The 24,757-nt window shown below is 53.1% G+C and carries 22 protein-coding genes; 3 read left to right on the top strand and 19 right to left on the bottom strand.

What is annotated here, in order from left to right; translation table 11 throughout:
* Positions 1-8: 8 nt before the first annotated feature.
* From menH to BEG40_RS13465, 5 genes are all read right to left on the bottom strand, one after another.
* The gene (gene menH / locus BEG40_RS13445) at positions 9-767 is read right to left on the bottom strand and encodes a 2-succinyl-6-hydroxy-2,4-cyclohexadiene-1-carboxylate synthase (RefSeq protein WP_105285554.1); all 759 of its coding nucleotides are present in this window, start codon (positions 765-767) and stop codon (positions 9-11) included.
* Positions 764-2,434, bottom strand: coding sequence for a 2-succinyl-5-enolpyruvyl-6-hydroxy-3-cyclohexene-1-carboxylic-acid synthase (menD, locus tag BEG40_RS13450; protein ID WP_016158678.1), 1,671 nt, complete (start codon positions 2,432-2,434; stop codon positions 764-766). The genes menH and menD overlap by 4 nt, the downstream gene beginning before the upstream one ends.
* Positions 2,435-2,522: 88 nt before the next feature.
* A complete protein-coding gene (menF, locus tag BEG40_RS13455) occupies positions 2,523-3,818 on the bottom strand; it encodes an isochorismate synthase MenF (protein ID WP_105285555.1) in 1,296 nt (431 codons plus the stop codon).
* Positions 3,819-3,896: 78 nt separating this feature from the next.
* Complete coding sequence (gene elaB / locus BEG40_RS13460) at positions 3,897-4,202, bottom strand: stress response protein ElaB (RefSeq protein ID WP_000070621.1); 306 nt, start codon at positions 4,200-4,202, stop codon at positions 3,897-3,899.
* Between the two features lie 54 nt (positions 4,203-4,256).
* Complete coding sequence (locus BEG40_RS13465) at positions 4,257-4,718, bottom strand: GNAT family N-acetyltransferase (protein WP_000568143.1); 462 nt, start codon at positions 4,716-4,718, stop codon at positions 4,257-4,259.
* Between the two features lie 64 nt (positions 4,719-4,782).
* On the opposite strand from BEG40_RS13465, the gene rbn reads away from it, so the two are divergent.
* A complete protein-coding gene (gene rbn, locus BEG40_RS13470; RefSeq protein ID WP_105285556.1) occupies positions 4,783-5,700 on the top strand; it encodes a ribonuclease BN in 918 nt (305 codons plus the stop codon).
* A 122-nt stretch (positions 5,701-5,822) separates the two neighbouring features.
* Here rbn and BEG40_RS13475 read toward each other — a convergent pair whose 3' ends face one another.
* Positions 5,823-7,586: a vWA domain-containing protein gene (locus BEG40_RS13475; protein WP_105285557.1), complete on the bottom strand. Its 1,764-nt coding sequence runs from the start codon at positions 7,584-7,586 to the stop codon at positions 5,823-5,825.
* 136 nt (positions 7,587-7,722) lie between these two features.
* Between BEG40_RS13475 and BEG40_RS13480 the strand changes: the two genes are divergently transcribed.
* Positions 7,723-8,694: a M28 family metallopeptidase gene (locus BEG40_RS13480; RefSeq protein ID WP_105285583.1), complete on the top strand. Its 972-nt coding sequence runs from the start codon at positions 7,723-7,725 to the stop codon at positions 8,692-8,694.
* A 101-nt stretch (positions 8,695-8,795) separates the two neighbouring features.
* Complete coding sequence (locus tag BEG40_RS13485; protein WP_000525339.1) at positions 8,796-9,299, top strand: YfbM family protein; 504 nt, start codon at positions 8,796-8,798, stop codon at positions 9,297-9,299.
* A gap of 68 nt (positions 9,300-9,367) precedes the next feature.
* Here the strand turns inward: BEG40_RS13485 and nuoN are convergent, their stop codons facing one another.
* From nuoN to nuoA, 13 genes are all read right to left on the bottom strand, one after another.
* Positions 9,368-10,825, bottom strand: coding sequence for an NADH-quinone oxidoreductase subunit NuoN (gene nuoN, locus BEG40_RS13490; protein WP_000156703.1), 1,458 nt, complete (start codon positions 10,823-10,825; stop codon positions 9,368-9,370).
* A 6-nt stretch (positions 10,826-10,831) separates the two neighbouring features.
* Entirely contained in the window at positions 10,832-12,361 is a 1,530-nt protein-coding gene (gene nuoM, locus BEG40_RS13495) for an NADH-quinone oxidoreductase subunit M (RefSeq protein ID WP_000926452.1), read from the bottom strand.
* 165 nt (positions 12,362-12,526) lie between these two features.
* Positions 12,527-14,368, bottom strand: coding sequence for an NADH-quinone oxidoreductase subunit L (nuoL, locus tag BEG40_RS13500; protein ID WP_001056629.1), 1,842 nt, complete (start codon positions 14,366-14,368; stop codon positions 12,527-12,529).
* Entirely contained in the window at positions 14,365-14,667 is a 303-nt protein-coding gene (nuoK, locus tag BEG40_RS13505) for an NADH-quinone oxidoreductase subunit NuoK (RefSeq protein WP_000612644.1), read from the bottom strand. Before nuoK ends, nuoL begins: the two co-directional genes overlap by 4 nt.
* Complete coding sequence (gene nuoJ, locus BEG40_RS13510) at positions 14,664-15,218, bottom strand: NADH-quinone oxidoreductase subunit J (protein WP_000393513.1); 555 nt, start codon at positions 15,216-15,218, stop codon at positions 14,664-14,666. The genes nuoK and nuoJ overlap by 4 nt, the downstream gene beginning before the upstream one ends.
* 11 nt (positions 15,219-15,229) lie before the next feature.
* On the bottom strand, positions 15,230-15,772 hold the full coding sequence (gene nuoI / locus BEG40_RS13515; RefSeq protein ID WP_000172749.1) for an NADH-quinone oxidoreductase subunit NuoI: 543 nt from the start codon (positions 15,770-15,772) through the stop codon (positions 15,230-15,232).
* 14 nt (positions 15,773-15,786) lie between these two features.
* Positions 15,787-16,764, bottom strand: a complete 978-nt coding sequence (gene nuoH, locus BEG40_RS13520) for an NADH-quinone oxidoreductase subunit NuoH (RefSeq protein WP_000118685.1) — start codon at positions 16,762-16,764, stop codon at positions 15,787-15,789.
* A complete protein-coding gene (gene nuoG, locus BEG40_RS13525) occupies positions 16,761-19,487 on the bottom strand; it encodes an NADH-quinone oxidoreductase subunit NuoG (RefSeq protein ID WP_105285558.1) in 2,727 nt (908 codons plus the stop codon). Before nuoG ends, nuoH begins: the two co-directional genes overlap by 4 nt.
* 52 nt (positions 19,488-19,539) lie before the next feature.
* Positions 19,540-20,877 carry an NADH-quinone oxidoreductase subunit NuoF gene (gene nuoF / locus BEG40_RS13530; protein WP_000789511.1) on the bottom strand — a complete coding sequence of 446 codons (1,338 nt, stop codon included), beginning with the start codon at positions 20,875-20,877 and terminating at the stop codon, positions 19,540-19,542.
* Positions 20,874-21,374 carry an NADH-quinone oxidoreductase subunit NuoE gene (gene nuoE / locus BEG40_RS13535; RefSeq protein ID WP_000545042.1) on the bottom strand — a complete coding sequence of 167 codons (501 nt, stop codon included), beginning with the start codon at positions 21,372-21,374 and terminating at the stop codon, positions 20,874-20,876. The genes nuoF and nuoE overlap by 4 nt, the downstream gene beginning before the upstream one ends.
* A gap of 2 nt (positions 21,375-21,376) precedes the next feature.
* The gene (gene nuoC / locus BEG40_RS13540) at positions 21,377-23,179 is read right to left on the bottom strand and encodes an NADH-quinone oxidoreductase subunit C/D (protein WP_000247878.1); all 1,803 of its coding nucleotides are present in this window, start codon (positions 23,177-23,179) and stop codon (positions 21,377-21,379) included.
* 89 nt (positions 23,180-23,268) lie between these two features.
* Positions 23,269-23,931 carry an NADH-quinone oxidoreductase subunit NuoB gene (gene nuoB, locus BEG40_RS13545; protein ID WP_000386733.1) on the bottom strand — a complete coding sequence of 221 codons (663 nt, stop codon included), beginning with the start codon at positions 23,929-23,931 and terminating at the stop codon, positions 23,269-23,271.
* A gap of 15 nt (positions 23,932-23,946) precedes the next feature.
* Positions 23,947-24,390 carry an NADH-quinone oxidoreductase subunit NuoA gene (gene nuoA / locus BEG40_RS13550; RefSeq protein ID WP_000062994.1) on the bottom strand — a complete coding sequence of 148 codons (444 nt, stop codon included), beginning with the start codon at positions 24,388-24,390 and terminating at the stop codon, positions 23,947-23,949.
* Between the last annotated feature and the right edge of the window lie 367 nt (positions 24,391-24,757).

Raw genomic sequence — 24,757 nt, forward strand, 5'->3', positions numbered from 1 at the left:
TCCTTTAGTCAGAAACGCAAGATCTGCGCCAGACTTGCGATTACGCCAGCGGGATTTTCCCGATGCGCGTTATGTCCGGCGCGAGGAATGACATGGCAGTCAGCAGCCAGTTCCGCCGCCAGAGCGCGGAATTTGCTGTCACGTTCACCACATAAATAATAAAACGCAAATGTGCGGGCTCTAAGGTTAGCACGTAAATCAGGCTGGACGGACAATGTGGTTGCTTCCAGCATGGCGGCAAGCGTTGCGCCGTTATTGTGGCTACGCAGCGTCACCAGTTCCTGGCGCTGCTCGTCGTTGAGCGAGGCAAAAACCGGTTGTTGATACCAGTCGGCAAAGACCGCCGTTAATGGTTCTGTGCGAAAACGCTGCGCCCAACGGTGATCCGAACGCTGGCGTTCCGCGCGTTGTTCAGCACTTTGCAGCCCAGGATGACCACCTTCGACAATAACGCCACAAAGCCCCGGCATCCCCTGACAGGCCGCCATCATCGCCACGCGTCCACCGAGCGAGTATCCCACCAGCCAGTGATTAAGTATGTTGTAACTAACAAGGGTTTTACGCAGTAAGTCGATGACATCATCAAATCCATCGACGCTAATTTCCGCCGAACCGCCGTGACCAGGGAGATCAACATACAACCGCGAGTAGTCGGCAAACGCTTCGCCGACTTGCTGCCACTCCTGGCAATCGCCGGAAAAACCGTGCAGAAAAACCAGCCAGGGTAAACCTGGCTTGCCGTGTTTTGCCTGCGCGTGCAGGATCATAAATGGCTTACCTGCGCCAGCAACTGCTGGAGGGTCTGCGCACCATCGGTGTCGTTAACCACCATCTCAATCACGGTGGTGGTCGGGGAGCGCCAGGCGTCGGCAAGCGCCGTTTCAAGTTCATGCCAGTTTTGCGGGCGATGATATTTCAACTCAAACATCGCAGCGGCGTGCTCAAAATGGACATTTTGCGGCATCAGATAGAAACGCTCACGCTCGCTTGTCGGCGTTGGTAGCAGCGAGAAAATTTGCCCGCCGTTGTTGTTCACCACTATTAATACCAGCGGCGCGGAAACCTGGCGCAGTAACGCCAGTGCGTTCAGGTCGTAAAGTGCGGAGAGATCGCCAACAATCGCCAGCGTGGGTTTACCACTCGCCCGCTGAACGCCTGCGGCGGTAGAGAGCAGTCCGTCAATACCGCTGGCTCCACGGTTGCTGTAAACCGGATAACCTGCCGGAAGTTGCGAGAGCGCATCGATCAGACGCACCACCAGGCTGTTACCGACAAACAGTTGCCCCTGTTCCGGTAGATACTCGCTGATGCGGTGTGCCAGTTGCGCTTCACCAAATGCATCACGGCGCGCAACAACCGCCTGCATTGCCTGTTCAGCCAGGCGCGGGAGTTCAACGCACCAGGGCTGGCGTTTTTCTGCCGGATGCAGCTCCAGCCAGTCGGCGATATTGGCAATCAGCCGACGTCCACGATGGTGCGCCGGGTCGAGTCGCCCTTCAATATTATCAACAATCCAGTACTCTTCCGGCTCACAACTCGCCTGCCATTGCAGTAACCGTTTGCCGGTCAGACTGCTCCCCAGTTGCACAACAATCTGCGCCTGCTGTAACTCGCTGGTCGCTTTGGCATTGCCTAACCACAGGTCAGCGCACGGCAGCGGCTGTCCGGTTTGCGACAGTACGTCGCCAATCAGCGGCCAGCCAAGAGTTTGCGCCCACTGGGCCACTTTTTTGCCCTCTTCCGCACTCATGCGACCCGCAACGACTACGCCGCGTTTTTGCCGCCAGAAGAACCAGTCGCGCTGTTTTTCACTTTCCAGACGAGGCGCTTCACGCAGCCACGGTTTATTGTCCTGCCACCAGTCGCCCAGACGTTGTTGCCACGCAAGTCCTGTGTCGTCCATCTCGCCATACAACGGTTCAGCAAACGGGCAGTTGATATGGACTCCGCCAGCATGAAGCGTACCGAGAGCATGGTCGATGGTAGAAACCAGCCAGCGAGCGGGAATATCCTGCGTCGGACGCGGTAGTGAAATGCTATGCATGGGGTGAGAGGCGAACATTCCCGGCTGGCGAATCGCCTGATTCGCGCCGCAGTCGATCAGTTCCGGCGGACGATCGGCGGTTAAGAGGATCAGTTTCTCTCCAGTTAACCCCGCTTCAATCAGTGCCGGATAGAGATTTGCCACCGCCGTGCCGGAAGTCACTATCACCGCCACCGGCTGTTTGCTGACTTTCGCCAGCCCCAGCGCCAGATGCCCCAGCCCACGCTCATCAAAATGGGTGTGGTGGATGAATGCAGAATTTTCCGCCGCCGCTAACGTTAACGGCGTAGAACGGGAGCCAGGGGCAATGCAGACGTGTCTGACGCCATGACGCGTTAATGCTTCCAGAATGACCGCCGCCCAGCGTCGGTTAAATGCGCTTACTGACATGAGTTTGTCCGGTATCAATATTGCGGCTAAGTATAAGGAGCTACAAAAATAGATTATTGATATGAATCGGTAATGATGCGACTCATTACTATTCCATTTGTAATAATGTTCGCAACCCTGCCGCTTTGTTGTCGATTTCCTGCCACTCCTGCTCGGGGTCTGAGCCTCGGACAATGCCTGCTCCGGCATATAATCGCACCACATTGTCACTGATTTTCGCCGAGCGCAGGGAAACGCAGAATTCGCTTTGTTGTAATGAGAGATAACCCGCAGAACCGGCATACCATTCACGGGTGAACGGTTCGTGCCGGGCGATGAACTGCCGCGCCAGATCGCGCGGTAAACCAGCAACTGCTGCCGTTGGCTGCAACTGATGTAAACAGATCACATCATCCGCTTTGTTGAGTGAAGTCCAGATACAGCGGCGCAGATGCTGCACTTTACGCAGACGCAGTATCTGCGGCGGTAACACATCCAGCGTCTGGGTATCGGCCTGCAATCGTTGGCAGATATCTTCCACCACCAGCATGTTCTCGCGCTGGTTTTTATCATCCGCCATCAGCCACTCACCCAACTGCTGCGCCTGCTTATCATCAGAATGATTTGCTACCGTTCCCGCCAGAGCTTCGGTACGCAGAGCTTTGTCTCGCCGCCGCCATAGCCGCTCAGGCGTTGAGCCAAGAAAAGCATTTTCGCCATCAAAGGCCATGTAAAAATGATAGCAGTTCAGATTGAGCCGCCGGCTGGCAGCCATCATCGCCGCCGCATTGACCGGACTTGCGAAATGCAGGTCAGTCGCCCGAGCAAGAACCACTTTGTCGAGCTCACCTTCGGCGATGGTTTTCGTTGCCAGTTCGATTAATCGCGTCCAGCCAGTTTTGTCCGGCCAGTGTTGTTCTTTCGTGGTGGTTAAACGTAACGCGGGCAAAGGTTTAATATTCGCCAGTGTGGCGATAAATTCTTTTGCCTTAACAGCATCGTGCTGAAGGGAATTTTCACTGAATAGCGTCAGCCGTAGCGTGGCTTTACCGCCACAGCGTCGCCATTCCAGGCGTGGTAAAAGTAGATTGCCCTGCGACGGGTCAAACGCATTCAGTCCCCAGATACGTAAGTCGGTGTGTTCCGGATACTGACGAAGAAAACGTTGCGCCTGATCTAACGACGTAAAGCGGGTGATTGCGCACAGCACGGCAGCTTCTTCATCGCCATTACGTTGTTGCCAGTAAAATTGCGGATACGTTTGCTGACTGGCCAGCCAGCTTAAGGCATCAAAAGCGTCATTGAGAGGGAAAGGAATGTCGAAAACCCGAATGCCGGGTGTCGCCGGAATCTCTTGCGACAAATGGCGCAGTAGATTTTCCAGCGCCGTAGTAAGTGATTGCACGCGGACCTCTCCCTGTTAAAAGCCTCACATTATACGGGGTACTACAGAAAAAATGCAGTACCCCAGTGTAGGGAGGTTTTAACGGCGAGCCAGCAACAGTCCTAATACCAGTCCAACAGCCGCGCCAACGCCAATTCCCTGCCAGGGTTTTTCGTGGACGTAGTCATCGGCGCGATAAACCGCCTGCTTCGCCCGATAGTAATAACTGTCAGAAGCCTGGCTTACCCTTTTTTTCACATCATCCAGCGCCTTTTCTGCACGCGCCTTTAACTCAACATATTTTTGATCGGCGGGATCGCCAGAGGAACGTAGTACCTCTTCAAGTGTTTCACTCAGCAACGTCAGGTCGTCATCGATACGTGTATCACCAAACTGATTAGACATTATCGTTCTCCATTTGCGTAAAACCTGCCACTAACTATAGACAACGGTTATCGATTACGCCTGAATAACCTCGCGCGCCATCCCGATATGCGGAATACCATCTTCCTCATAAATATCTGTCACAGGGATGAAACCAAATTGCCCATAAAAGTTTTGTAAATGCGCCTGCGCCCCCAGATAGATCGGCTTCTCCGGCCAGTGGCGAGTACACGATTCCAGCGCCTTACTCATCAATTGTTGACCGATTTTTTCGCCGCGTAAGTCTTCGCTGACAATCACCCGACCAATCACGACGGGTTGCAGTTCGTCGTCACTTTTCAGAATCCTCGCATACGCCACCAGTGTCCCGTTATGCCAACCGAGAATGTGGCGATTTTCTCCCTCCAGATCGTCACCATCGATATCCTGGTAAGGACAGTTTTGTTCCACTACAAATACCGCACAACGCAGCTGTAATAAGGCATAAAGCTGAGAAACGGATAAATCAGAATGATGCAGATCTTGCCAGTCGATCATGGAAGGCTCCTTTGTACTGTTTGCTTTATACTAGCCGGAATATTTTCAGCAGCGTGATGAACTCATGGAATTAATTTTTTTAGGTACTTCGGCAGGTGTTCCGACCCGGACACGTAATGTCACAGCCATATTGCTTAATCTGCAACATCCGACGCAAGCCGGGCTTTGGTTATTTGACTGTGGTGAAGGTACACAACACCAGATGTTGCACACGGCATTTAACCCAGGAAAACTGGACAGGATTTTTATAAGCCATCTTCATGGCGATCACCTTTTTGGCTTGCCCGGATTGCTATGCAGTCGTTCCATGTCAGGCATTATGCAACCATTAACGATTTATGGTCCGAAAGGTATCCGTGAATTTGTTGAGACAGCGTTACGCATTAGCGGCTCATGGACCGATTATCCGCTGGAAATTGTTGAAATTACGGCAGGAGAAATAGTTGATGATGGCCTGCGCAAGGTAACGGCATATCCAATGGAACATCCACTGGAGTGTTACGGCTATCGTATTGAAGAACATGATAAACCAGGCGCGCTGAATGCCCAGGCGTTAAAAGATGCCGGCGTACAACCCGGTCCGCTGTTCCAGGATTTGAAAAAAGGCAAAACAGTCACGCTGGAAGACGGTCGGCAGATTAACGGCGCTGATTACTTAGCCGCGCCTACGCCGGGTAAATCAATCGCCATTTTCGGTGATACCGGCCCTTGCGATGCCGCAATCGATCTTGCTAAAGGTGCCGACATAATGGTTCACGAAACGACGCTGGATATGGAGATGGAAGCCAAAGCTAACAGCCGTGGGCACAGTTCAAGCCGTCAGGCGGCGACTCTGGCTCGTGAGGCGGGTGTCGGCAAATTGATCATTACCCACGTCAGCTCACGCTATGATGATAAAGGCTGTCAGCATTTATTACGCGAGTGCCGGGCAATTTTCCCGGCAACAGAACTGGCGAGCGATTTCGCGGTGTTTAGCATTTAAATCGAAATGCGGTAGTTAGTTGGCGGATTAATTTCATGATGCCAACGTACTTATTCGACATATCTTTCATCTGTTTGCCGAATATGCTTGATGTCGATATCAGGCAAACAGATTTATCATTTTTAGTTTTGTAAATTGTCCAGACCTTCCGCCAGTTCAGTCAGACGAATAAATTCAGCTCTGTAACCTTGAGAATCTTGCCCTTTTGCCTGCCGCGCCCACTGTTTGATCTGCTGCCAGGATGTATTGTTCAGGTATTCAGAACCACGTAACTTTTGCCCATATGCAGCTACTGCTGCGCGAAAATACATATCTTCAGAAGGAGCATTAGTTGTCGGTAGCAGTGGAAATTCAACTAACTGACTTTCTTTTCCCTGAGGGTATTTCCAGCGTATCTTTAACCATGCCAGCTCTTTCGCTTTGTCCGATTTCGCTGATTTCTGATCCGGTGCATAGCGTAATTTATCAATTGACGCTTTTTGTCCGTTCAGCGTTAATTCAAATAACAAAGTTATATGTTTACCTGCGCCAATATCGCCAGCATCAACATTGTCGTTATTAAAATCTTCTGCCTGCAGTTGGCGCTTTTCATAACCAATCTGACGATATTCCGTCACCCACGCCGGGTTAAACTCAATCTGCGCTTTAACATCTTTCGCCACGGTAACCAACGTCTGATGCATTTCGCTGTTTAACACTTTCTGCGCTTCAGAGAGGGTATCAATGTAGCTGTAATTACCGTTGCCGACATCGGCAATTCTCACCATCATTGCCTCATTGTAATTATCCCCTCCTACGCCCAGCGTCGATAGCGTAACACCAGACTCCCGCTGTTTTTTCACCATTAATTCAATCGATTTTGGATCGTCAATGCCAACGTTAAAATCACCGTCAGTTGCTAATAAAATGCGATTGACGCCACCTTTAATAAACCCCTTCGCTGCCTGCTGATAAGCCATCTCCAGCCCGGCACCGCCATTAGTGCTACCTCTGGCATTCAGCGAATCAATAGCAGCATTGATTTCATCTTTATGATTCCCGAAGGTAGAAGGCAACGCAATACGGAAGTCACCGGCATAGGTCACGATAGAAATGTTGTCCTGATCACGGAGTTTTTTGACCAGCAATTTCAAAGAAGACTGAATTAGAGGTAAGCGTTCATCAGAATACATTGACCCAGACGTGTCGATAAGAAAGACCAGATTAGAAGCAGGAAACGCTTCACTTTTGAGATCTTTCGCCAGAATATCCACTTTCAGTAAGGTTCGCTGCTCATTCCATGGCGCCGGTGCCAGTTCGTGGCGCATAACAAAAGGTACAGGCTTACTGGCGGGAACAAGCTCTTTATTATTGCTTTTATCATTAATAACCCAGTCTGACGGAAAGTAATTCACCATCTCCTCCACCCGCACTGCATCTGGCGGAGGCAACTGCCCATGATTGAGAAAACGGCGTACATTTGCATAGCTGCCGGTGTCAACATCAAGGCTAAACGTCGCCAACGGGTTTTGCGCTACCTGCTTAACCGGATTGTCATCGAACTGCTGGTAGCGAGCGGTTCCAGGATTTGAGATATGTGTAGCTTTTGCTTTAGCCGCTCTTTCATATGTTGGCGCTTCCTGCAATCGCCCCTGTAAAGCTTGTTTGTCTGAGTATTGTTGCGCTTCTTGCTGGACTAAGGCTTTTGCTTTCGCGTCTGCAGCGGCTTTAGCAGCGGCGGCTCTTTGCTCAGCCACTTTTGTTGCCGCTTGTTGCGTGGCTCGCGCTTGCTGGTCTGTCGATGTAGTAGATTGGTGCTGCGGGTTTTCCTTATCATCAGGCTCCTGTCCGCATCCTGTCAAAATCAAACCACCAATAAGCAACATAATTATATTTTTATTTCTCATACAAATTCCTTTAAAAAAACTCATGAACCTGGCGTAAAATATATCTTTTGTATATTCCTGTCAGTATTAATTAAATACATTACTGGCACTCATCATGAATAATGATAAAACAACACATTTCATCAACAATAAATATATGAAAAGAATAATTCCTCTCTATATCATATTGCTAATATTTTCTCTCCCTTTACTTGTTTTATATCAACCTTACGTCAGCGCCTTACCCCCCACACCGCAACATGCCAGCCCTGAGCAGCTAGAAAAAACGGTACGTTATCTTTCACAAACACAGTATCCACGCAGTGCTGATCATATTGATAAATTGAATATATCTGCCAGCTATATTAAAAATATTTTCACACAAAGCGGGGCAAAAGTTACCGAACAGAGGGTTCCTATTATTGATGGGCCTTACAAAAACATTATTGCTGACTATGGTCCACAGGATGGACCGCTGATTATTATTGGTGCGCACTATGATTCCGCAACCAGTTATGAAAACGACCAATTAATCTATACGCCTGGTGCGGATGATAACGCCAGCGGCGTCGCAGGATTACTGGAACTGGCGCGTCTGCTACAACAGAAAGCACCAGCTATTGGCGTACAACTGGTTGCCTATGCTTCGGAAGAGCCGCCCTTCTTTCGCAGTGACGAAATGGGAAGCGCGGTACATGCCGTTACCCTGATGCGCCCGGTTAAACTGATGATATCCCTTGAAATGATTGGGTTTTATGATTCCGCGCCTGGGAGTCAAGACTATCCTTACTCTGCGATGTCCTGGCTTTATCCCGATCGAGGTGACTTTATTGCTGTGGTCGGCAGAATGCAGGATATCAGCGCCGTGCGTCAGGTAAAAGCCGCGTTGTTATCGTCAAAAGAATTATCTGTTTATTCTATTAATGCCCCTGATTTTATTCCCGGTATTGATTTCTCCGACCACCTTAATTACTGGCAGCAGGATATTCCCGCCGTCATGATTACAGACACAGCTTTTTATCGTAATAAACAATATCACCAGCCCGGCGATACAGCAGACAGACTGAACTATCAGAAAATGGCGCAGGTGGTGGATGGTGTTATAACCTTGTTGTACAACAGTAAATAATAAAATTTCCTCGAGGCGGCTCCAGAAAAAGCAGCTTGTATATTTTATTTTTCTCCGTCTGTTTTAAGATGCGCAAAAGGAAATCTGACGGGAGAAATAAGATGGGAATGATTGCGTATTTTGCGGAAATAAACTCAGAAAAGGCCAACAAGCTGATTGAGTCTAATGAAAAATCTTTAATGGACGATATTCATGAAACGCTTTCAGGCTCAAGGCGACTGGATATTGATAAACGCTGGGATTTTTTACATTTTGGCCTGACGGGCACCTCTGCCTTTGATCCAGCGAAGAATGATCCGCTGAGTCGTGCTGTGCTCGGTGAACATAGTCTCGAAGAGGGTATCGATGGTTTCCTGGGATTGACATGGAATCAGGAATTAGCCGCTACTATCGACCGCCTGGAGGCACTCGACCGAAATGAGCTGCGTAAACAGTTTTCCATTCAGCGGCTCAATGAAATGGAGATATATCCGGGAGTGACCTTTTCAGAAGAGTTAGAGGGGCAGCTCTTTGCTTCGATCATGCTTGATATGGAAAAGCTGATTAGTGCGTACAGACGTATGCTACGGCAAGGGAATCATGCGCTGACGGTTATTGTTGGGTGATGGTGTCAGGGCACCATAAAAAAACCGCCGAACATGTCGGCGGCTTTCTCAGCTTACAGACTGACGACTTACATCATCGGCATTGCCAAACGCACAATGCTAATCAGCGGTTGCGGCCATACACCCAGCACCAGAACCAGCAGTGCAGAGATTAGCACCACGATACCACCTGCTGTGTACTGCCAGTCTGACGGCGCATCACGGTTTGGCTGTTCTGAACCATGAAGGTACAGACTCACCGCCACACGCAGGTAGTAGTAGAGGCCGATTGCCGAACCGACAACCACAGCGCCCACCAGCCACCATAAGTGCGCCTGAACACCGACTGCCAGCACGTAGAACTTACCGATAAAGCCCAGCGTCATCGGGATACCGGCCAGAGACAGCATCATCACCGTCATCACTGCCGCGAGGATCGGGCGATGCCAGAACAGACCACGGTAAGAGAACAGGGAATCAGCATCCGGGCCACGGTACGGGCTGGACATCAGGCTGACCACACCGAACGCACCGAGGCTGCTGAACAGATAACCGGCCAGGTAAACCCCTACCGCTTCCATCGACATCTCGCCAGTTTGCAGCGCAATCAGCGCCACCAGCAGATAGCCGAGGTGAGAGATAGATGAGTAACCGAGCAGACGTTTGATGTTGGTCTGGCTCAGCGCCATCAGGTTACCGAAGATGATGGAGGCAAAGGCGATAATCGCCAGCACCACGCGAATCGCTTCGCTGTCACCCACCGGTGCGTAAAGGAACAAACGCATCACCACACCGAAGATAGCGATTTTGCTCGCCGTCGCCAGGAAGGTGGAAACCGGAGCTGGCGCGCCCTGGTATACGTCTGGCGTCCACAAGTGGAACGGCACCAGAGAGAGTTTGAAGCCGAGGCCAACAATCATCAGGCCGAAACCTGCCAGCAACAGCGGCTCGTTGAGCATACCATCGCCGAGGTTTTTACCCAGTGCAACAAACGACAGGTCACCAGACTGCGCGTACACCAGCGCCATACCGAACAGCAGAAAAGAAGACGCGGCGGCAGAGAGAATGGTGTATTTGATACTGGCTTCAAGCGAACGTTTCTGGCGGAAAGCGTAACCGACCAGGCCAAACAGCGGCAGAGAGATCAGTTCGATACCGAGGAACAGAGACGCCAGATGGTTGGCATTCGCCAGCAGGATCCCGCCCAGCGCGGCAATTAACACCAACAGGTAGAACTCGTCCTTGTTGTCGTTATAGCCTTCAAGCCACGGGTAAGCGAAAGTACAGGTGGCGAGGCTCGCCAACAGTACCAGCCCGGTGTAAAGCATGGCGAAACCATCAACGCGCATCAGCGGCGTAACGTCCATAGCGCCCGCCTGGCCGACAAACCAGAGCGAAACCAGCGCCGCGTTAAGCCCAATAACCGAGAGCGTAGCGTTGAGGAAATGATTGCGTCGCCACGCAATGGAGAGCATCACAACCACCACCGTCAAGCCGACGATCAGCAACGGTAGCAGTGCGATCAGGTTTTGTGGAGTTATTGTCATGGCGATTTACGGCCTTGTAGTAGTAACGGAATTAACAAACCACTGCTGGATATTGCCAATCGCGGAGTGCGAGGTATCCAGAATCGGCTGCGGATAGAAGCCCAGCAGTACCAGCAGCACCACCAGCAACAGGATCATAAACAGCTCACGCAGCGACATCCCTGGCAGTTCCTGGCTGGCAATCTGGCTTTTCGCTTTACCGAAGTAAGCGCGATGCAACATCGCCAGCGAATAAACAGATGCAAAGACCAGCCCAAAGGTAGAGATAACGGTAATCACCGGGACAACCTGGAAGCTGCCGAACAGAATCATAAATTCGCCGACGAAGTTACCGGTGCCTGGCATCCCAAGCGTTGCCACCGCAAAGAACAGGGACAGTGCTGGCAGCCATTTCATCTTGCTCCACAGACCGCCCATCATGCGCATGTCGCGGGTGTGGATACGTTCATAAAGCTGACCGCAGAGAATAAACAGACCCGCCGCCGACAAGCCGTGCGCAATCATCTGAATAACCGCACCCTGGTAGGCCAACTGGCTGCCGGTGTAGATAGCAATCAGCACGAAGCCCATGTGGGAAACCGAGGTGTAGGCGATCAGACGTTTGATATCAGTCTGGGCAAAGGCCATCCACGCACCGTAGAAGATGCCGATAACACCCAGCCACATAGCGATTGGCGCGAACTCTGCCGACGCGTTCGGGAACAGCGGCAGGGAGAAACGCAGCAGACCGTAAGCGGCGGTTTTCAGCAAGATCCCCGCGAGGTCAACGGAACCGGCAGTCGGTGCCTGGGAGTGCGCATCCGGCAGCCAGCCGTGCAGTGGAACCACCGGCATTTTCACCGCAAAGGCGATGAAGAAGCCCAGCATCAGCAGATATTCCACACCGCTGGACATTGGCGTATTCAGCAACTCTTCATAGTTGAAGGTCCAGACGCCGGTCGCATTGTAGTGAACGAAAACCAGCGCCAGGATGGCGATCAACATCACCAGACCACTCGCCTGGGTATAAATGAAGAACTTGGTTGCCGCCGTGATACGCGTTTTACCGTCAGAGGCTTTATGCCCCCACAGTGCGATCAGGAAGTACATCGGCACCAGCATCATTTCCCAGAAGAAGAAGAACAGGAACATGTCGATGGCAAGGAACACGCCGATAACGCCGCCCAGGATCCACATCAGGTTGAGATGGAAGAAGCCCTGATATTTTTCGATCTCATTCCACGAGCAAAGTACCGCCAGCACGCCGAGCAGACCGGTCAGGACGACCATCAGCAGCGACAGACCATCAATGGCGAGATGGATAGAGATTCCAAAACGCGGGATCCACGGCATGTCGAATTCAGACTGCCACTGCGGAATTCCGGCGGATTGCGTCAGTGAATAACCGCCCTGCAACCAGAGTTGCAGCGACAGCGCCAGCGTCAATCCCATGGTGATCAGCGCGATCCAGCGCGGCACCTTGACGCCAAAGCGTTCGGTCTGCCAGCACAGGAAGCCGCCGATAAAGGGAATTAATATTAGCCAGGGTAGTAACATGGCGATCTTTATTCCTTGTAAAAGTCCCGTCAGGACCGGATTTTCAACGAATTCTCACGACAGAAAATTCTCTTCGGATTGCGGTTGTAGTGTCGGATGCGCCGCGAAGGCGGCTTATCCGACCTACGTACTTATATGCCCAGGGGCGACCCCACAATCCTTAACTCAACGCAGTACCATCAACAGTGCCAGCACCACGACCGCACCGATGCTCATGGATGCCACATACCAGCGCAGGTAGCCGTTCTCACTGAACAGCAGACCTTTACCCGCAAGGCGCGAGAGAACCGCCGGAATGTTCATCATTGAGTTCAGCGGATCGCGTTTCAGCAACCAGGCGATACCCAGGAACGGCTTGACGAACACTTTGTCGTACAACCAGTCAAAGCCCCAGGCGTTGTACCACCAGGTTCCCAGCAGGCGACCCGGCGCACTGTTGGCAATGGAGGTCACCAGAGTACGTTTACCCAGCCACAGCCAGGCTGCCAGCAGAATGCCGACGACCGCAACCACGCCAGAGGTAATTTCCAGGGTCAACATGCTGCCGTGTGCCAGTTCCGTAGTTTGCGGAAGCACGCCCTGCAGCGGCGGTACAATCAGTGCGCCAACGAAGGTGGAAAGGATCAGCAGCACAATCAGCGGCAGGCTGTGGGTGATCCCTTTCACGGCGTGAGCGTGAATTTGTTCTTTTCCGTGGAAGACGATGAAAATCATACGGAAGGTGTAGAGCGAGGTCATAAACGCACCGACCAGACCTGCCACCATCAGATTGATATGACCATTCGCCATCGCACCCGCGAGGATCTCATCCTTACTGAAGAAGCCCGCAGTGACCAGCGGCAGTGCCGACAGTGCCGCGCCGCCCACCAGGAAGCAGAGATAAACCAGCGGAATAGATTTACGCAGACCGCCCATCTTGAAGATGTTCTGTTCGTGATGACAAGCCAGAATGACGGAACCGGATGCCAGGAACAGCAACGCTTTAAAGAACGCGTGGGTCATCAAGTGGAAAATCGCCGCATCCCATGCCTGTACGCCAAGCGCCAGGAACATGTAGCCAATCTGGCTCATGGTGGAGTAAGCGAGAACACGTTTGATGTCGGTTTGTACCAGCGCGGCAAAGCCTGCCAGCACCAGCGTCACCGCACCCACGATACCGACCAGATGCAGAATTTCCGGAGTCATCAGGAACAGACCGTGGGTACGGGCGATCAGGTAGACACCAGCGGTTACCATCGTTGCAGCGTGGATCAGCGCAGAGACAGGCGTCGGGCCAGCCATCGCGTCGGCAAGCCATGTCTGCAACGGCAGCTGCGCAGATTTACCGACCGCACCGCCCAGCAGCATCAGCGTCGCCCACATCAGCATGTTATTGCCTTCAGCAAAGTGCGCTGGTGCCAGTTCCACCATTTCGCGGAAGTTCAGGGTGCCCAGTTCGTTGTAGAGAATGAACAGCGCGAAAGCGAGGAACACGTCACCCACACGGGTCACGACGAACGCTTTCATTGCCGCTGCGCCATTCTTCGGATCGGTGTAATAGAACCCGATCAGCAGATAGGAGCACAGGCCCACGCCTTCCCAGCCGAGGTACATCAGCAGCAGGTTGTCGGCGAGAACCAGAACCACCATGCTGGCGATGAACAGGTTGGTGTAGGCGAAGAAGCGAGAGTATCCCTCTTCACCGCGCATATACCAGGAAGCGTACATGTGGATCAGGAAACCCACACCGGTGACCACCGAGAGCATGGTCAGCGACAGGCCGTCCAGCACCAGGTTGAAACCGATATTAAAGTCGCCTACCGACATCCACGTCCACAGCGGCTGGCTGTAAGCCTGCTCGCCATTAGCGAAGAAATCGACGCCAATAAAGGCAGTTACCAGCGCCGCCAGGCCTACAGAGCCAACGCCCACGATCGCCGAGACGTTTTCAGACCAGCGCCCACGGGAGAACGCCAGCAGGACGAAGCCAATCAATGGCAAAATAATGGTTAAGGCAAGCATGTTCATCCGCGCATCTCACTTACTGAATCGATGTTCAGGTTCTGGCGACGACGGTGAAGTTGCAGCAGCAGCGCAAGGCCGATACTCGCTTCCGCCGCCGCGAGGCTGATGGCGAGAATGTACATCACCTGACCGTCGGTCTGGCCCCAGTAGCTACCGGCGACCACAAAGGCCAGCGCGGAGGCGTTAATCATGATTTCCAGACCAATCAGCATAAACAGCAGATTGCGACGGATAACCAGACCGGTTAAGCCAAGAACGAATAAGATTGCCGCGAGGATCAGTCCATGTTGTAAGGGGATCATGCGCGCTCCTCCGTTTTTCTTTTCGCGCTGTCGTCTTTACGATTGCTCAGCACTTCACCCGCACGCTCTTCACGACCGACGTGGAAGGCCACAACCAGACCAGCCAGCAGCAGCATAGAAGCCAGTTCAACCGCCAGTACGTAAGGCCCGAACAGCGTAATACCCACTGCTTTAGCACTGATTGGCGTACCGTCGATACCCTGATCGTTAACACCGAGAATGGCGTAAACAATCACCACCAGCATGATGGCCGACAAAATTGCCGGACCAATCCACACCTGCGGTTTCAGCCACTGGCGTTCCTGTTCAATTTCCGAACCGCCCAGGTTGAGCATCATCACCACGAACACGAACAGCACCATAATGGCACCGGCGTAGACAATAATTTCCAGCGCACCGGCGAAGTAAGCGCCCAGTGAGAAGAACACCCCGGAAATCGCCAGCAGCGAAATAATCAGGTACAGCAGTGCGTGCACCGGATTGGTATGGGTGATCACTCGCAAGGTCGCAAGTATGGCTATCAGGCCACAGATATAAAAAGCGAACTCCATTGCCCCTCTCCTTACGGTAACAGGCTCTTGACGTCGATAGGCTTGGCTTCGTTCTCTGCTTCGCCCTTATCTTTGCCGTCGATTGCCATACCTGCCATCCGGTAGAAGTTATATTCCGGGTATTTGCCCGGACCGGAGATCAGCAGATCCTCTTTCTCGTAAACCAGATCCTGGCGCTTGTATTCCCCCATTTCGAAATCCGGGGTTAACTGGATCGCCGTGGTCGGACAGGCTTCTTCGCACAGACCACAGAAAATGCAGCGTGAGAAGTTGATGCGGAAAAATTCCGGATACCAGCGACCGTCTTTGGTTTCTGCTTTTTGCAGCGAGATACAGCCGACCGGGCAGGCTACCGCACAGAGGTTACAGGCCACGCAACGCTCTTCGCCGTCCGGGTCGCGGGTCAGAACGATACGACCACGATAACGGGGCGGCAGATAGACCGGCTCTTCCGGGTACATTCGCGTTTCGCGTTTGGCGAACGCGTGCAGGCCGATCATCCAGATACTACGAACCTGGGTGCCGAAACCTACTAACAATTCTTTTAAGGTCATGGTCTTAGTGCCCCTTATTGCGCCTGCCAGAGAATGACAGCCGCCGTTACCAGCAAGTTGATCAGCGTCAGCGGCAGGCAGATTTTCCAGCCGAAGGACATTACCTGGTCATAACGCGGACGTGGTAACGACGCACGAATCAAAATGAACATCATCATAAAGAACGCGGTTTTCAGCGCGAACCAGATGAATGGCGGTAACAACGGGCCTTGCCAGCCACCGAAGAACAGCGTCACCATCAGTGCAGAGATGGTCACAATCCCGATGTATTCACCCACGAAGAACAGACCGAACTTCATACCGGAATATTCAATGTGGTAACCATCCGCTAGTTCCTGCTCGGCTTCCGGCTGGTCAAACGGATGACGGTGACACACCGCCACGCCCGCGATGGCAAAGGTAATAAAACCAAAGAATTGCGGGATGACGTTCCACACATGCGCCTGGCTGTTGACGATGTCGGTCATGTTGAATGAACCGGCCTGCGCCACCACGCCCATCAGGGAAAGCCCGAGGAACACTTCGTAGCTCAGGGTCTGCGCAGAAGCACGCATCGCACCCAACAGCGAGTATTTGTTGTTACTTGACCAGCCCGCAAACAGCACCGCGTAGACCGCCAGACCTGCCATCATCAGGAAGAACAAAATCCCGATATTCAGGTCGGCAACCACCCAACCCGGACTGACTGGCACAATCGCAAAGGCCAGCAGCAGCGAGGTAAAGGCAATCATCGGTGCCAGGGTAAAGATGACGCGATCCGAGAATTTTGGGATCCAGTCTTCTTTAAAGAACATTTTGATCATGTCCGCGACCAGCTGGAGCGAACCGCCCCAGCCAACACGGTTAGGTCCATAACGGTTCTGGAACAGACCCAGCAGGCGACGTTCGCCAAAGCTCATGAATGCCCCGCAGGTGACAACCACCAGCAGGATCACCACCGCTTTGAGGATGGTCAGCAGGATCTCAATCAGTTCCGGTGATAACCAACTCATTGTTGTGCCTCCTTGAGATCCTCAAGATGCGCGCCAGCCAGCACTGGAGCAATGCCGGACATCCCCATCGGCAAGCCCACCTGCCCTGCCGTCAGCCCTTCGGCGATTTCAACCGGCAGCGTGACCGTGTTGCCATCGTAACTAAAGGAGACGCGTGTCCCCGCATTCACGCCCAACTTCGCGGCATCCGCTGGGTTGAGTTTGATGTACGGCTGCGGCATACGGCTCTGGAAGACCGGAGCACGCTGTGACAATTCATCGCTGCCAAACAGGTGGTAGTACGGCGCAATACGCCATTTCCCGTCCTGCGGCTGGAAGCGTGCCGGTACGCTGGTGAAGTAATCCAGACCATTCTCGCTGGTTTCAAACAGACGCACGCCCGGATCGCCAAAGCGCAGTTTGCCGCCCACTTCGTCCTGGAATTTGTTCCACGCCTGCGGGGAGTTCCAGCCCGGTGCCCAGGCAAACGGCACTTGCGAACGGTGCGCGGTCGGCTGGTTGTTACCTTCCATCGAGAAGGTGAACATGGTGTCAATATCCTGCGGCTGACGCGGCTCATGAACGCTGATATTGGCGCGCATGGCGGTACGACCGCTGTAACGGTGCGGTTCACGGGCCAGTTTCTGCCCACGAATACGGAATGTCGCATCCGGCGCAGCATCTTTGATACCCGCCAGTTCCGGGATTTTCGCCACAACAGCGTCAATTACATGGTCGAGCTGTGTCCAGTCCACTTCACGGCTCAGCAAGGTGCTGTGCAGCGAGTGCAGCCAGCGCCAGCTTTCCAGCATGACAGTTTTGCTGTCGTAATAAGCCGGATCGTAAACCTGGAAGAAACGTTGGGCGCGGCCTTCGTTGTTGATCACCGTACCGTCGCTTTCAGCAAAGCTGGCGGCGGAAAGCACCAGATGGGCGTTTTCCATGATCGCTGTGCGTTGATGGTCAACCACCATCACCAGCGGCGCTTTAGCCAGCGCAGCATTCACGCGGGTTGCGGAAGCGTGACGATGCAGATCGTTTTCCAGCACCACCACCGCGTCGGCGCGTCCGGTTTCCAGTTCGGTTAACGCTTCTTCAAGCGAACCGCCGCCCATAATGCCCAGCCCCATGCTGTTGACGGAACGGGCAATCATGGTGATACCTACGTCAGCGCCGCGACCTTTCAGGGCTTTCGCCACGTTAGCCGCCGCCTGAATCACTTCTGTGCTACCGGCGTTCGTCCCGGAGATAATCAACGGTTTCTTCGCACCAGCCAGAGCCTGCACGATGACGTCGATTTTGCTTTGCAGCTCAGGCTCGATACCGTCAACCGCTGGCGCGGAGTTATCCAGCGCATGGGCGATGGCAAATCCTAAACGCGCCTGATCTTCAACCGGTGCGCGATAAGTCCACGCCGCAATATCATCCAGACGGGTGTCATCAACGTTAGTGACAAACAGCGGATGCTTCGCACGTTGACCGATGTTGAGGATTGCCGCAATCTGCCAGTCAGCCACTTTCTGTGCTGCCGCCATTTCGCGTGCTTTACCTTTCACCGCCTGACGCACCGCCAGCGCGACGCGTGCGCCGGTCTGGGTAACGTCTTCACCCAGTACCAGTACCGCATCGTAAGATTCGATTTCGCGCAGTGCCGGCGTATAAATGCCGCCTTCACGCAGTACTTTCAGCGCCAGTTGCAGACGTTCCTGCTCACCGTGAGCAATACCGGTATAGAAGTTTTCTTCGCCCACCAGCTCACGCAGCGCAAAGTTGCTTTCCACGCTGGCACGCGGAGAGCCGATGCCGATGACTTTCTTCGACTGACGCAGAATATCTGCTGCGCCCTGCATTGCCTGTTCGGCGTTGAGGGTAATGAAATCATCGCCACGACGCTGTACCGGCTGACGCGGACGATCTTTCAGGTTGACGTAGCCGTAACCGAAACGACCACGGTCGCAGAGGAAGTAGTGGTTTACCGTACCGTTGTAACGGTTTTCGATACGACGCAGTTCGCCGTAACGTTCGCCGGGGCTGATGTTACAGCCGATGGAACATTGCTGGCAGATGCTCGGCGCAAACTGCATATCCCATTTACGGTTGTAACGCTCGGAGTGCGTTTTGTCGGTAAATACGCCGGTCGGGCAAATTTCGACCAGGTTACCGGAAAATTCGCTTTCCAGGGTGCCATCTTCCGGGCGACCGAAGTAGACGTTGTCGTGCGCGCCATAAACGCCCAGATCCGTACCGTCAGCGTAATCTTTGTAGTAACGCACACAGCGGTAACAGGCGATGCAGCGGTTCATTTCATGAGAGATGAACGGCCCCAGATCCTGATTGCGGTGGGTACGTTTGGTGAAACGATAGCGACGGAAGGTATGCCCGGTCATCACGGTCATATCCTGAAGGTGGCAGTTACCGCCTTCTTCACATACCGGACAGTCGTGCGGGTGGTTAGTCATTAACCACTCGACCACACTTTCACGGAACTGTTTCGCTTCTTCGTCGTCAATGGAAATAAAGGTGCCATCGGAAGCCGGTGTCATACAGGACATCACCAGGCGACCACGCGTGTCTTCCGCGTTTTGGTATTGCTTCACCGCACACTGGCGGCAAGCACCGACGCTTCCCAGCGCCGGATGCCAGCAAAAGTAAGGAATATCGAGCCCCAGAGACAGACAAGCTTCCAGCAGGTTGTCCGCTCCGTTGACCTCGTATTCTTTGCCGTCTACATGAATTGTAGCCATTAGCATGCTTCCAGTTTTCTCAGTCAGAGACTGAGCGTTAATCGAAATTCGGTTACCAGCGTTCTTTCAGCAGGTTCGGCTGAATCCCATTAATCAAATGGGTATTGCTGAACGGCTGTTTGATTCCCGCTTCAAATTCTTCGCGGAAATATTTGATGGCGCTCTGTAACGGCTCCACCGCACCAGGTGCGTGGGCACAGAAGGTTTTACCCGGGCCTAAGAATCGACACAGTTGCTCAAGTGTTTCGATATCGCCCGGCTGACCTTCGCCCCGCTCCAGCGCACGCAGAATTTTCACGCTCCACGGTAGACCGTCACGGCACGGTGTACACCAGCCGCAGGATTCACGGGCGAAAAACTCTTCCAGGTTACGCACCAGCGATACCATGTTGATCTCATGGTCAACCGCCATCGCCAGCGCCGTCCCCAGACGGCTGCCCGCTTTACCGATACTTTCGAATTCCATCGGCAGGTCAAGGTGGGCTTCGGTCAGGAAGTCGGTGCCCGCGCCGCCTGGCTGCCAGGCTTTGAATTTCAGGCCGTCACGCATACCACCGGCGTAATCTTCGAGGATCTCGCGTGCGGTAGTGCCGAACGGCAGTTCCCACAGACCCGGATTTTTCACCCGACCGGAGAAGCCCATCAGCTTGGTGCCAGCATCTTTGCTTTTCGAGATGTTCTGATACCACTCCACGCCGTTAGCAAGGATTGCCGGAACGTTACACAGGGTTTCGACGTTGTTGACGCAGGTTGGTTTACCCCATGCGCCGGAGGTTGCCGGGAAGGGGGGCTTCGAGCGCGGGTTAGCGCGACGCCCTTCCAGGGAGTTGATTAACGCTGTTTCTTCACCGCAGATGTAGCGCCCTGCCCCGGTATGGACAAACAGTTCAAAATCAAAACCTGTTCCCATAATGTTTTTGCCAAGCAGACCCGCTTCGGTCGCTTCAGCAATGGCACGGCGCAGATTCACTGCCGCTTCAATATATTCGCCACGCAGGAAGATGTAGCCACGGTAAGCTTTCAGCGCAAACGCGGAGATGAGCATACCTTCCACCAGCAGGTGCGGCAGTTGTTCCATCAGCAGGCGGTCTTTATAGGTGCCCGGCTCCATTTCATCGGCGTTACACAGCAGGTAACGGATGTTCATGGATTCGTCTTTCGGCATCAGGCTCCACTTCAGGCCAGTAGAAAAGCCTGCACCGCCGCGCCCTTTCAGGCCGGAGTCTTTTACCTGAGTAACGATTTCGTCCGGAGAAAGTCCGGTCAGCGCCTTACGCGCCCCTTCGTAACCGTTTTTGCTGCGGTATTCATCCAGCCACACTGGCTGTTTATCATCACGCAGACGCCAGGTCAGCGGATGCGTTTCGGGAGTACGGATAATGTTTTTCATTTATACCGCTCCAGCAGTTCAGGGATCGCTTCCGGGGTCAGATGCGCGTGAGTGTCCTCATCGATCATCATGTTCGGCCCTTTATCACAGTTCCCCAGGCAGCAGGTTGGCAGCAGCGTAAAGCGACCGTCAAACGTCGTTTGCCCTGGTTTGATGTTTAGTTTTTTCTCCAGCGCCGCCTGAATGCCCTGGTAACCGTTGATGTGACAGACCACGCTGTCGCAATAACGGATCACATGGCGACCAACTGGCTGGCGGAAGATCTGGCTGTAGAATGTTGCCACGCCTTCGACATCGCTCGCCGGAATACCCAGAACGTCAGCGATCGCGTGGATCGCACCGTCCGGCACCCAGCCACGCTGCTTCTGAACGATCTTCAGGGCTTCAATGGACGCCGCACGCGGGTCTTCGTAGTGGTGCATCTCGTGCTCAATCGCTTCACGCTCTGCCGCACTCAGCTCAAAAGCCTCGGTTTGTGGTTGTTGATTCTCGTGCATAATTAGCGGTCCACATCTGACATAACAAAATCGATACTGCCCAGATAAACAATCAGGTCAGACACTAGGCTGCCACGGATCGCCGCCGGAATTTGCTGCAAGTGCGCATAACTCGGCGTGCGGATACGGGTGCGATAACTCATGGTGCTGCCGTCGCTGGTCAGGTAGTAACTGTTGATCCCTTTGGTCGCCTCAATCATCTGAAAGGATTCATTGGCAGGCATCACTGGCCCCCACGACACTTGCAGGAAGTGGGTGATCAGGGTTTCGATATGTTGCAGCGTGCGCTCTTTCGGCGGCGGCGTAGTCAGCGGGTGATCCGCTTTGAACGGGCCTTCCGGCATGTTGTTGAGGCACTGCTCAAGAATGCGCAGGCTCTGGCGCAGCTCTTCCACTTTCAGCATTACGCGGGTGTAGCAGTCAGAAACGCCACCACCAACCGGGATTTCAAAGTCGAAGTTTTCATAGCCAGAATAAGGACGCGCCTTACGCACGTCGAAGTCGATCCCGGTGGCTCGCAGGCCAGCACCGGTGGTGCCCCACTCCAGCGCCTCTTTCGCACCGTAGGCGGCAACGCCCTGGGAACGGCCTTTCAGAATGGTGTTTTGCAGCGCCGCTTTCTCGTAAGACGCCAGACGTTTCGGCATCCAGTCGAGGAACTCACGCAGCAGACGATCCCAGCCACGTGGCAGGTCGTGCGCTACGCCGCCAATACGGAACCACGCCGGGTGCATACGGAAACCAGTGATTGCTTCCACCAGATCGTAAATTTTCTGACGATCGGTAAAGGCGAAGAATACTGGCGTCATTGCGCCGACGTCCTGAATAAAGGTCGAGATGTACAGCAGGTGGCTGTTGATGCGGAACAGTTCGGAGAGCATTACGCGAATCACGTTAACGCGATCCGGCACGGTAATTCCGGCCAGTTTCTCAACAGCCAGCACATAAGGCATTTCGTTAACGCAGCCGCCGAGGTATTCGATACGGTCGGTATACGGAATGTAGCTGTGCCATGACTGGCGTTCGCCCATTTTCTCCGCGCCACGGTGGTGGTAGCCGATGTCTGGTACGCAGTCGACAATCTCTTCGCCGTCGAGTTGCAAAACGATACGGAAAGCCCCGTGTGCCGACGGGTGGTTCGGACCGAGGTTGAGGAACATGAAGTCCTCGTTTTCGGTGCCGCGCTTCATCCCCCACTCTTCCGGTTTGAAGGTCAGGGCTTCCATCTCCAGATCCTGTTTGGCTTTGGTCAGCTCAAACGGCGAGAATTCGGTTGCGCGCGCCGGGTAATCTTTACGCAGCGGGTGACCTTTCCAGGTTTGCGGCATCATGATGCGGCGCAGGTTCGGGTGACCGTCGAAAGTAATGCCAAACAGATCCCAGGTTTCACGCTCATACCAGTTAGCGTTCGGGAACAATTTGGTAAAGGTCGGTACGTGCAGGTCGTTTTCAGCCAGCGCCACCTTCAGCATGATGTCGCGGTTACGATCGATGGAAATCAGATGGTAGAAAACAGAAAAATCCGCAGCAGGTAGCCCTTCGCGGTGGGTGCGTAGACGTTCGTCCATGCCGTGTAAATCAAACAGCATGACGTAAGGTTTCGGCAGTTTCTTTAAGAAATCGCCAACTTCCAGTAATTGTTCACGCTTGATCCACACAACGGGAACCCCGGTGCGAGTCGCCTGAACAGTAAAGGCATCCGGCCCAAAACGGTTGCGCAGTTCGCCTATCACCGGATCATCAAGATGATCGCGGGTCTGCCAGGCGGGTTCTTGCGCGGTTAAGTCGGTCATATTGTTCACCATTGCATATGGTCCGTGGTGACTGTCGGCGTGGCTTCGCGCAATAGATTTAGGAATAAGCGAAGAAAAATACCTTTGCCGACAGGCGCAAATTAAATCTCGTCAGGGGTGCGCAGGTTGGTAACGGCAATGCGTTCACCGCGCTTGCGTTCGCGCTCTGATTGCATATTGGCGCGATAAACGCCCTGATCGCCAACGACCCAGGAGAGCGGGCGACGTTCTTTACCAATAGATTCCTGCAACAGCATCAGTGCCTGCATATACGCTTCTGGACGCGGCGGACACCCCGGGATATACACATCAACCGGAATGAATTTATCAACGCCCTGTACAACGGAATAAATGTCGTACATACCGCCAGAGTTGGCACAGGCTCCCATGGAGATAACCCATTTCGGCTCCAGCATCTGGTCATACAGACGCTGAATAACCGGTGCCATTTTGGTAAAGCAGGTTCCTGCTACCACCATCAGGTCAGCCTGACGCGGCGAAGCACGCAATACTTCTGCGCCAAAACGCGCCACGTCATGCACCGCAGTAAATGAGGTCACCATCTCAACGTAACAGCAGGAAAGACCGAAGTTATACGGCCAAATTGAGTTTTTACGACCCCAGTTAACCATGTCATTGAGCTTGCCCATAAACACGTTTTTGTTAACTTCTTGCTCCAGAGGGTCGGTTACGATCTCCTGCTTTTGCAGGGGGTAACGGTCGTTCTCACCGTTGGGATCTATGCGGGTGAGCGTATAATCCATCTTAATGCCTCGCGGTTAGCGTTGACGATTAGCGATACTGTTCGTTTCCGGGTTCATACGCTCGCGGCGAGAACGCGCGGGCGTCCAGTCCAGCGCGCCAATACGCACCAGATAAACCAGACCAGCCAGTAACACAAAAATAAAAATTGCCGCTTCTACAAAGCCAATCCAGCCGCTTTCGCGAATGGAAGTTGACCATGCGAACAGATACAGCGCCTCAACGTCGAAGATAACGAAGAACATGGCCACCAGATAAAACTTGGCAGACAGGCGTAAGCGGGCGGAGCCGACCGAGTCGATACCTGATTCAAACGGCACGTTTTTCGACCTCGCGCGTGCGCGACCGCCTAAAAACCAACCGCCTACCAGCATCAGGCAACACAGGCCAATGGCAACGATAAGAAAGATAGCGAATGCCCAGTGATGAGCGATGACTTCAGTGGATGTTGACATACTCATTGCTTACTCATCAAAAGTAGCGCCAGACTCACTGCTCTTCACGGCAGATGGACGCCACATCGATTCATGGGGAGGAATAAAAAAAACCTTACAATCACTGTAGAAACTATTTTATACAGCTAATTGATGTGGTCTTTTACCCCTTTCTATAACCTTTTGTCAACTTTAACAAAGGTTTCTTCACATTAATTTACATGATATCAACAACTTTTGCATTTAATGCCCTATAGCCCCAGATTGTTGACAACTCCAGGAAAATTAGATGTTGTTGAATCGTGTCCGTTGTGAAGCAATGGAAAAAATACGGGTCTATTTTGACAGGAATTTGTGTCGATTCCTCCCCCCAAAAGAGAGTATTTTCTTGATC

Origin of the sequence: Escherichia sp. MOD1-EC5495, assembly GCF_002965965.1 — a bacterium.
GTDB classification, from domain to species: domain Bacteria; phylum Pseudomonadota; class Gammaproteobacteria; order Enterobacterales; family Enterobacteriaceae; genus Escherichia; species Escherichia ruysiae.

Excerpts from the sequence above, each read along its gene's own strand:
- menH (WP_105285554.1), bottom strand. The coding sequence starts at position 767 with ATGATCCTGCACGCGCAGGCAAAACACGGCAAGCCAGGTTTACCCTGG.
- menD (WP_016158678.1), bottom strand. The coding sequence starts at position 2,434 with ATGTCAGTAAGCGCATTTAACCGACGCTGGGCGGCGGTCATTCTGGAA.
- elaB (WP_000070621.1), bottom strand. The coding sequence starts at position 4,202 with ATGTCTAATCAGTTTGGTGATACACGTATCGATGACGACCTGACGTTG.
- BEG40_RS13465 (WP_000568143.1), bottom strand. The coding sequence starts at position 4,718 with ATGATCGACTGGCAAGATCTGCATCATTCTGATTTATCCGTTTCTCAG.
- rbn (WP_105285556.1), top strand. The coding sequence starts at position 4,783 with ATGGAATTAATTTTTTTAGGTACTTCGGCAGGTGTTCCGACCCGGACA.
- BEG40_RS13475 (WP_105285557.1), bottom strand. The coding sequence starts at position 7,586 with ATGAGAAATAAAAATATAATTATGTTGCTTATTGGTGGTTTGATTTTG.
- BEG40_RS13480 (WP_105285583.1), top strand. The coding sequence starts at position 7,723 with ATGAAAAGAATAATTCCTCTCTATATCATATTGCTAATATTTTCTCTC.
- BEG40_RS13485 (WP_000525339.1), top strand. The coding sequence starts at position 8,796 with ATGGGAATGATTGCGTATTTTGCGGAAATAAACTCAGAAAAGGCCAAC.
- nuoN (WP_000156703.1), bottom strand. The coding sequence starts at position 10,825 with ATGACAATAACTCCACAAAACCTGATCGCACTGCTACCGTTGCTGATC.
- nuoM (WP_000926452.1), bottom strand. The coding sequence starts at position 12,361 with ATGTTACTACCCTGGCTAATATTAATTCCCTTTATCGGCGGCTTCCTG.
- nuoL (WP_001056629.1), bottom strand. The coding sequence starts at position 14,368 with ATGAACATGCTTGCCTTAACCATTATTTTGCCATTGATTGGCTTCGTC.
- nuoK (WP_000612644.1), bottom strand. The coding sequence starts at position 14,667 with ATGATCCCCTTACAACATGGACTGATCCTCGCGGCAATCTTATTCGTT.
- nuoJ (WP_000393513.1), bottom strand. The coding sequence starts at position 15,218 with ATGGAGTTCGCTTTTTATATCTGTGGCCTGATAGCCATACTTGCGACC.
- nuoI (WP_000172749.1), bottom strand. The coding sequence starts at position 15,772 with ATGACCTTAAAAGAATTGTTAGTAGGTTTCGGCACCCAGGTTCGTAGT.
- nuoH (WP_000118685.1), bottom strand. The coding sequence starts at position 16,764 with ATGAGTTGGTTATCACCGGAACTGATTGAGATCCTGCTGACCATCCTC.
- nuoG (WP_105285558.1), bottom strand. The coding sequence starts at position 19,487 with ATGGCTACAATTCATGTAGACGGCAAAGAATACGAGGTCAACGGAGCG.
- nuoF (WP_000789511.1), bottom strand. The coding sequence starts at position 20,877 with ATGAAAAACATTATCCGTACTCCCGAAACGCATCCGCTGACCTGGCGT.
- nuoE (WP_000545042.1), bottom strand. The coding sequence starts at position 21,374 with ATGCACGAGAATCAACAACCACAAACCGAGGCTTTTGAGCTGAGTGCG.
- nuoC (WP_000247878.1), bottom strand. The coding sequence starts at position 23,179 with ATGGTGAACAATATGACCGACTTAACCGCGCAAGAACCCGCCTGGCAG.
- nuoB (WP_000386733.1), bottom strand. The coding sequence starts at position 23,931 with ATGGATTATACGCTCACCCGCATAGATCCCAACGGTGAGAACGACCGT.
- nuoA (WP_000062994.1), bottom strand. The coding sequence starts at position 24,390 with ATGAGTATGTCAACATCCACTGAAGTCATCGCTCATCACTGGGCATTC.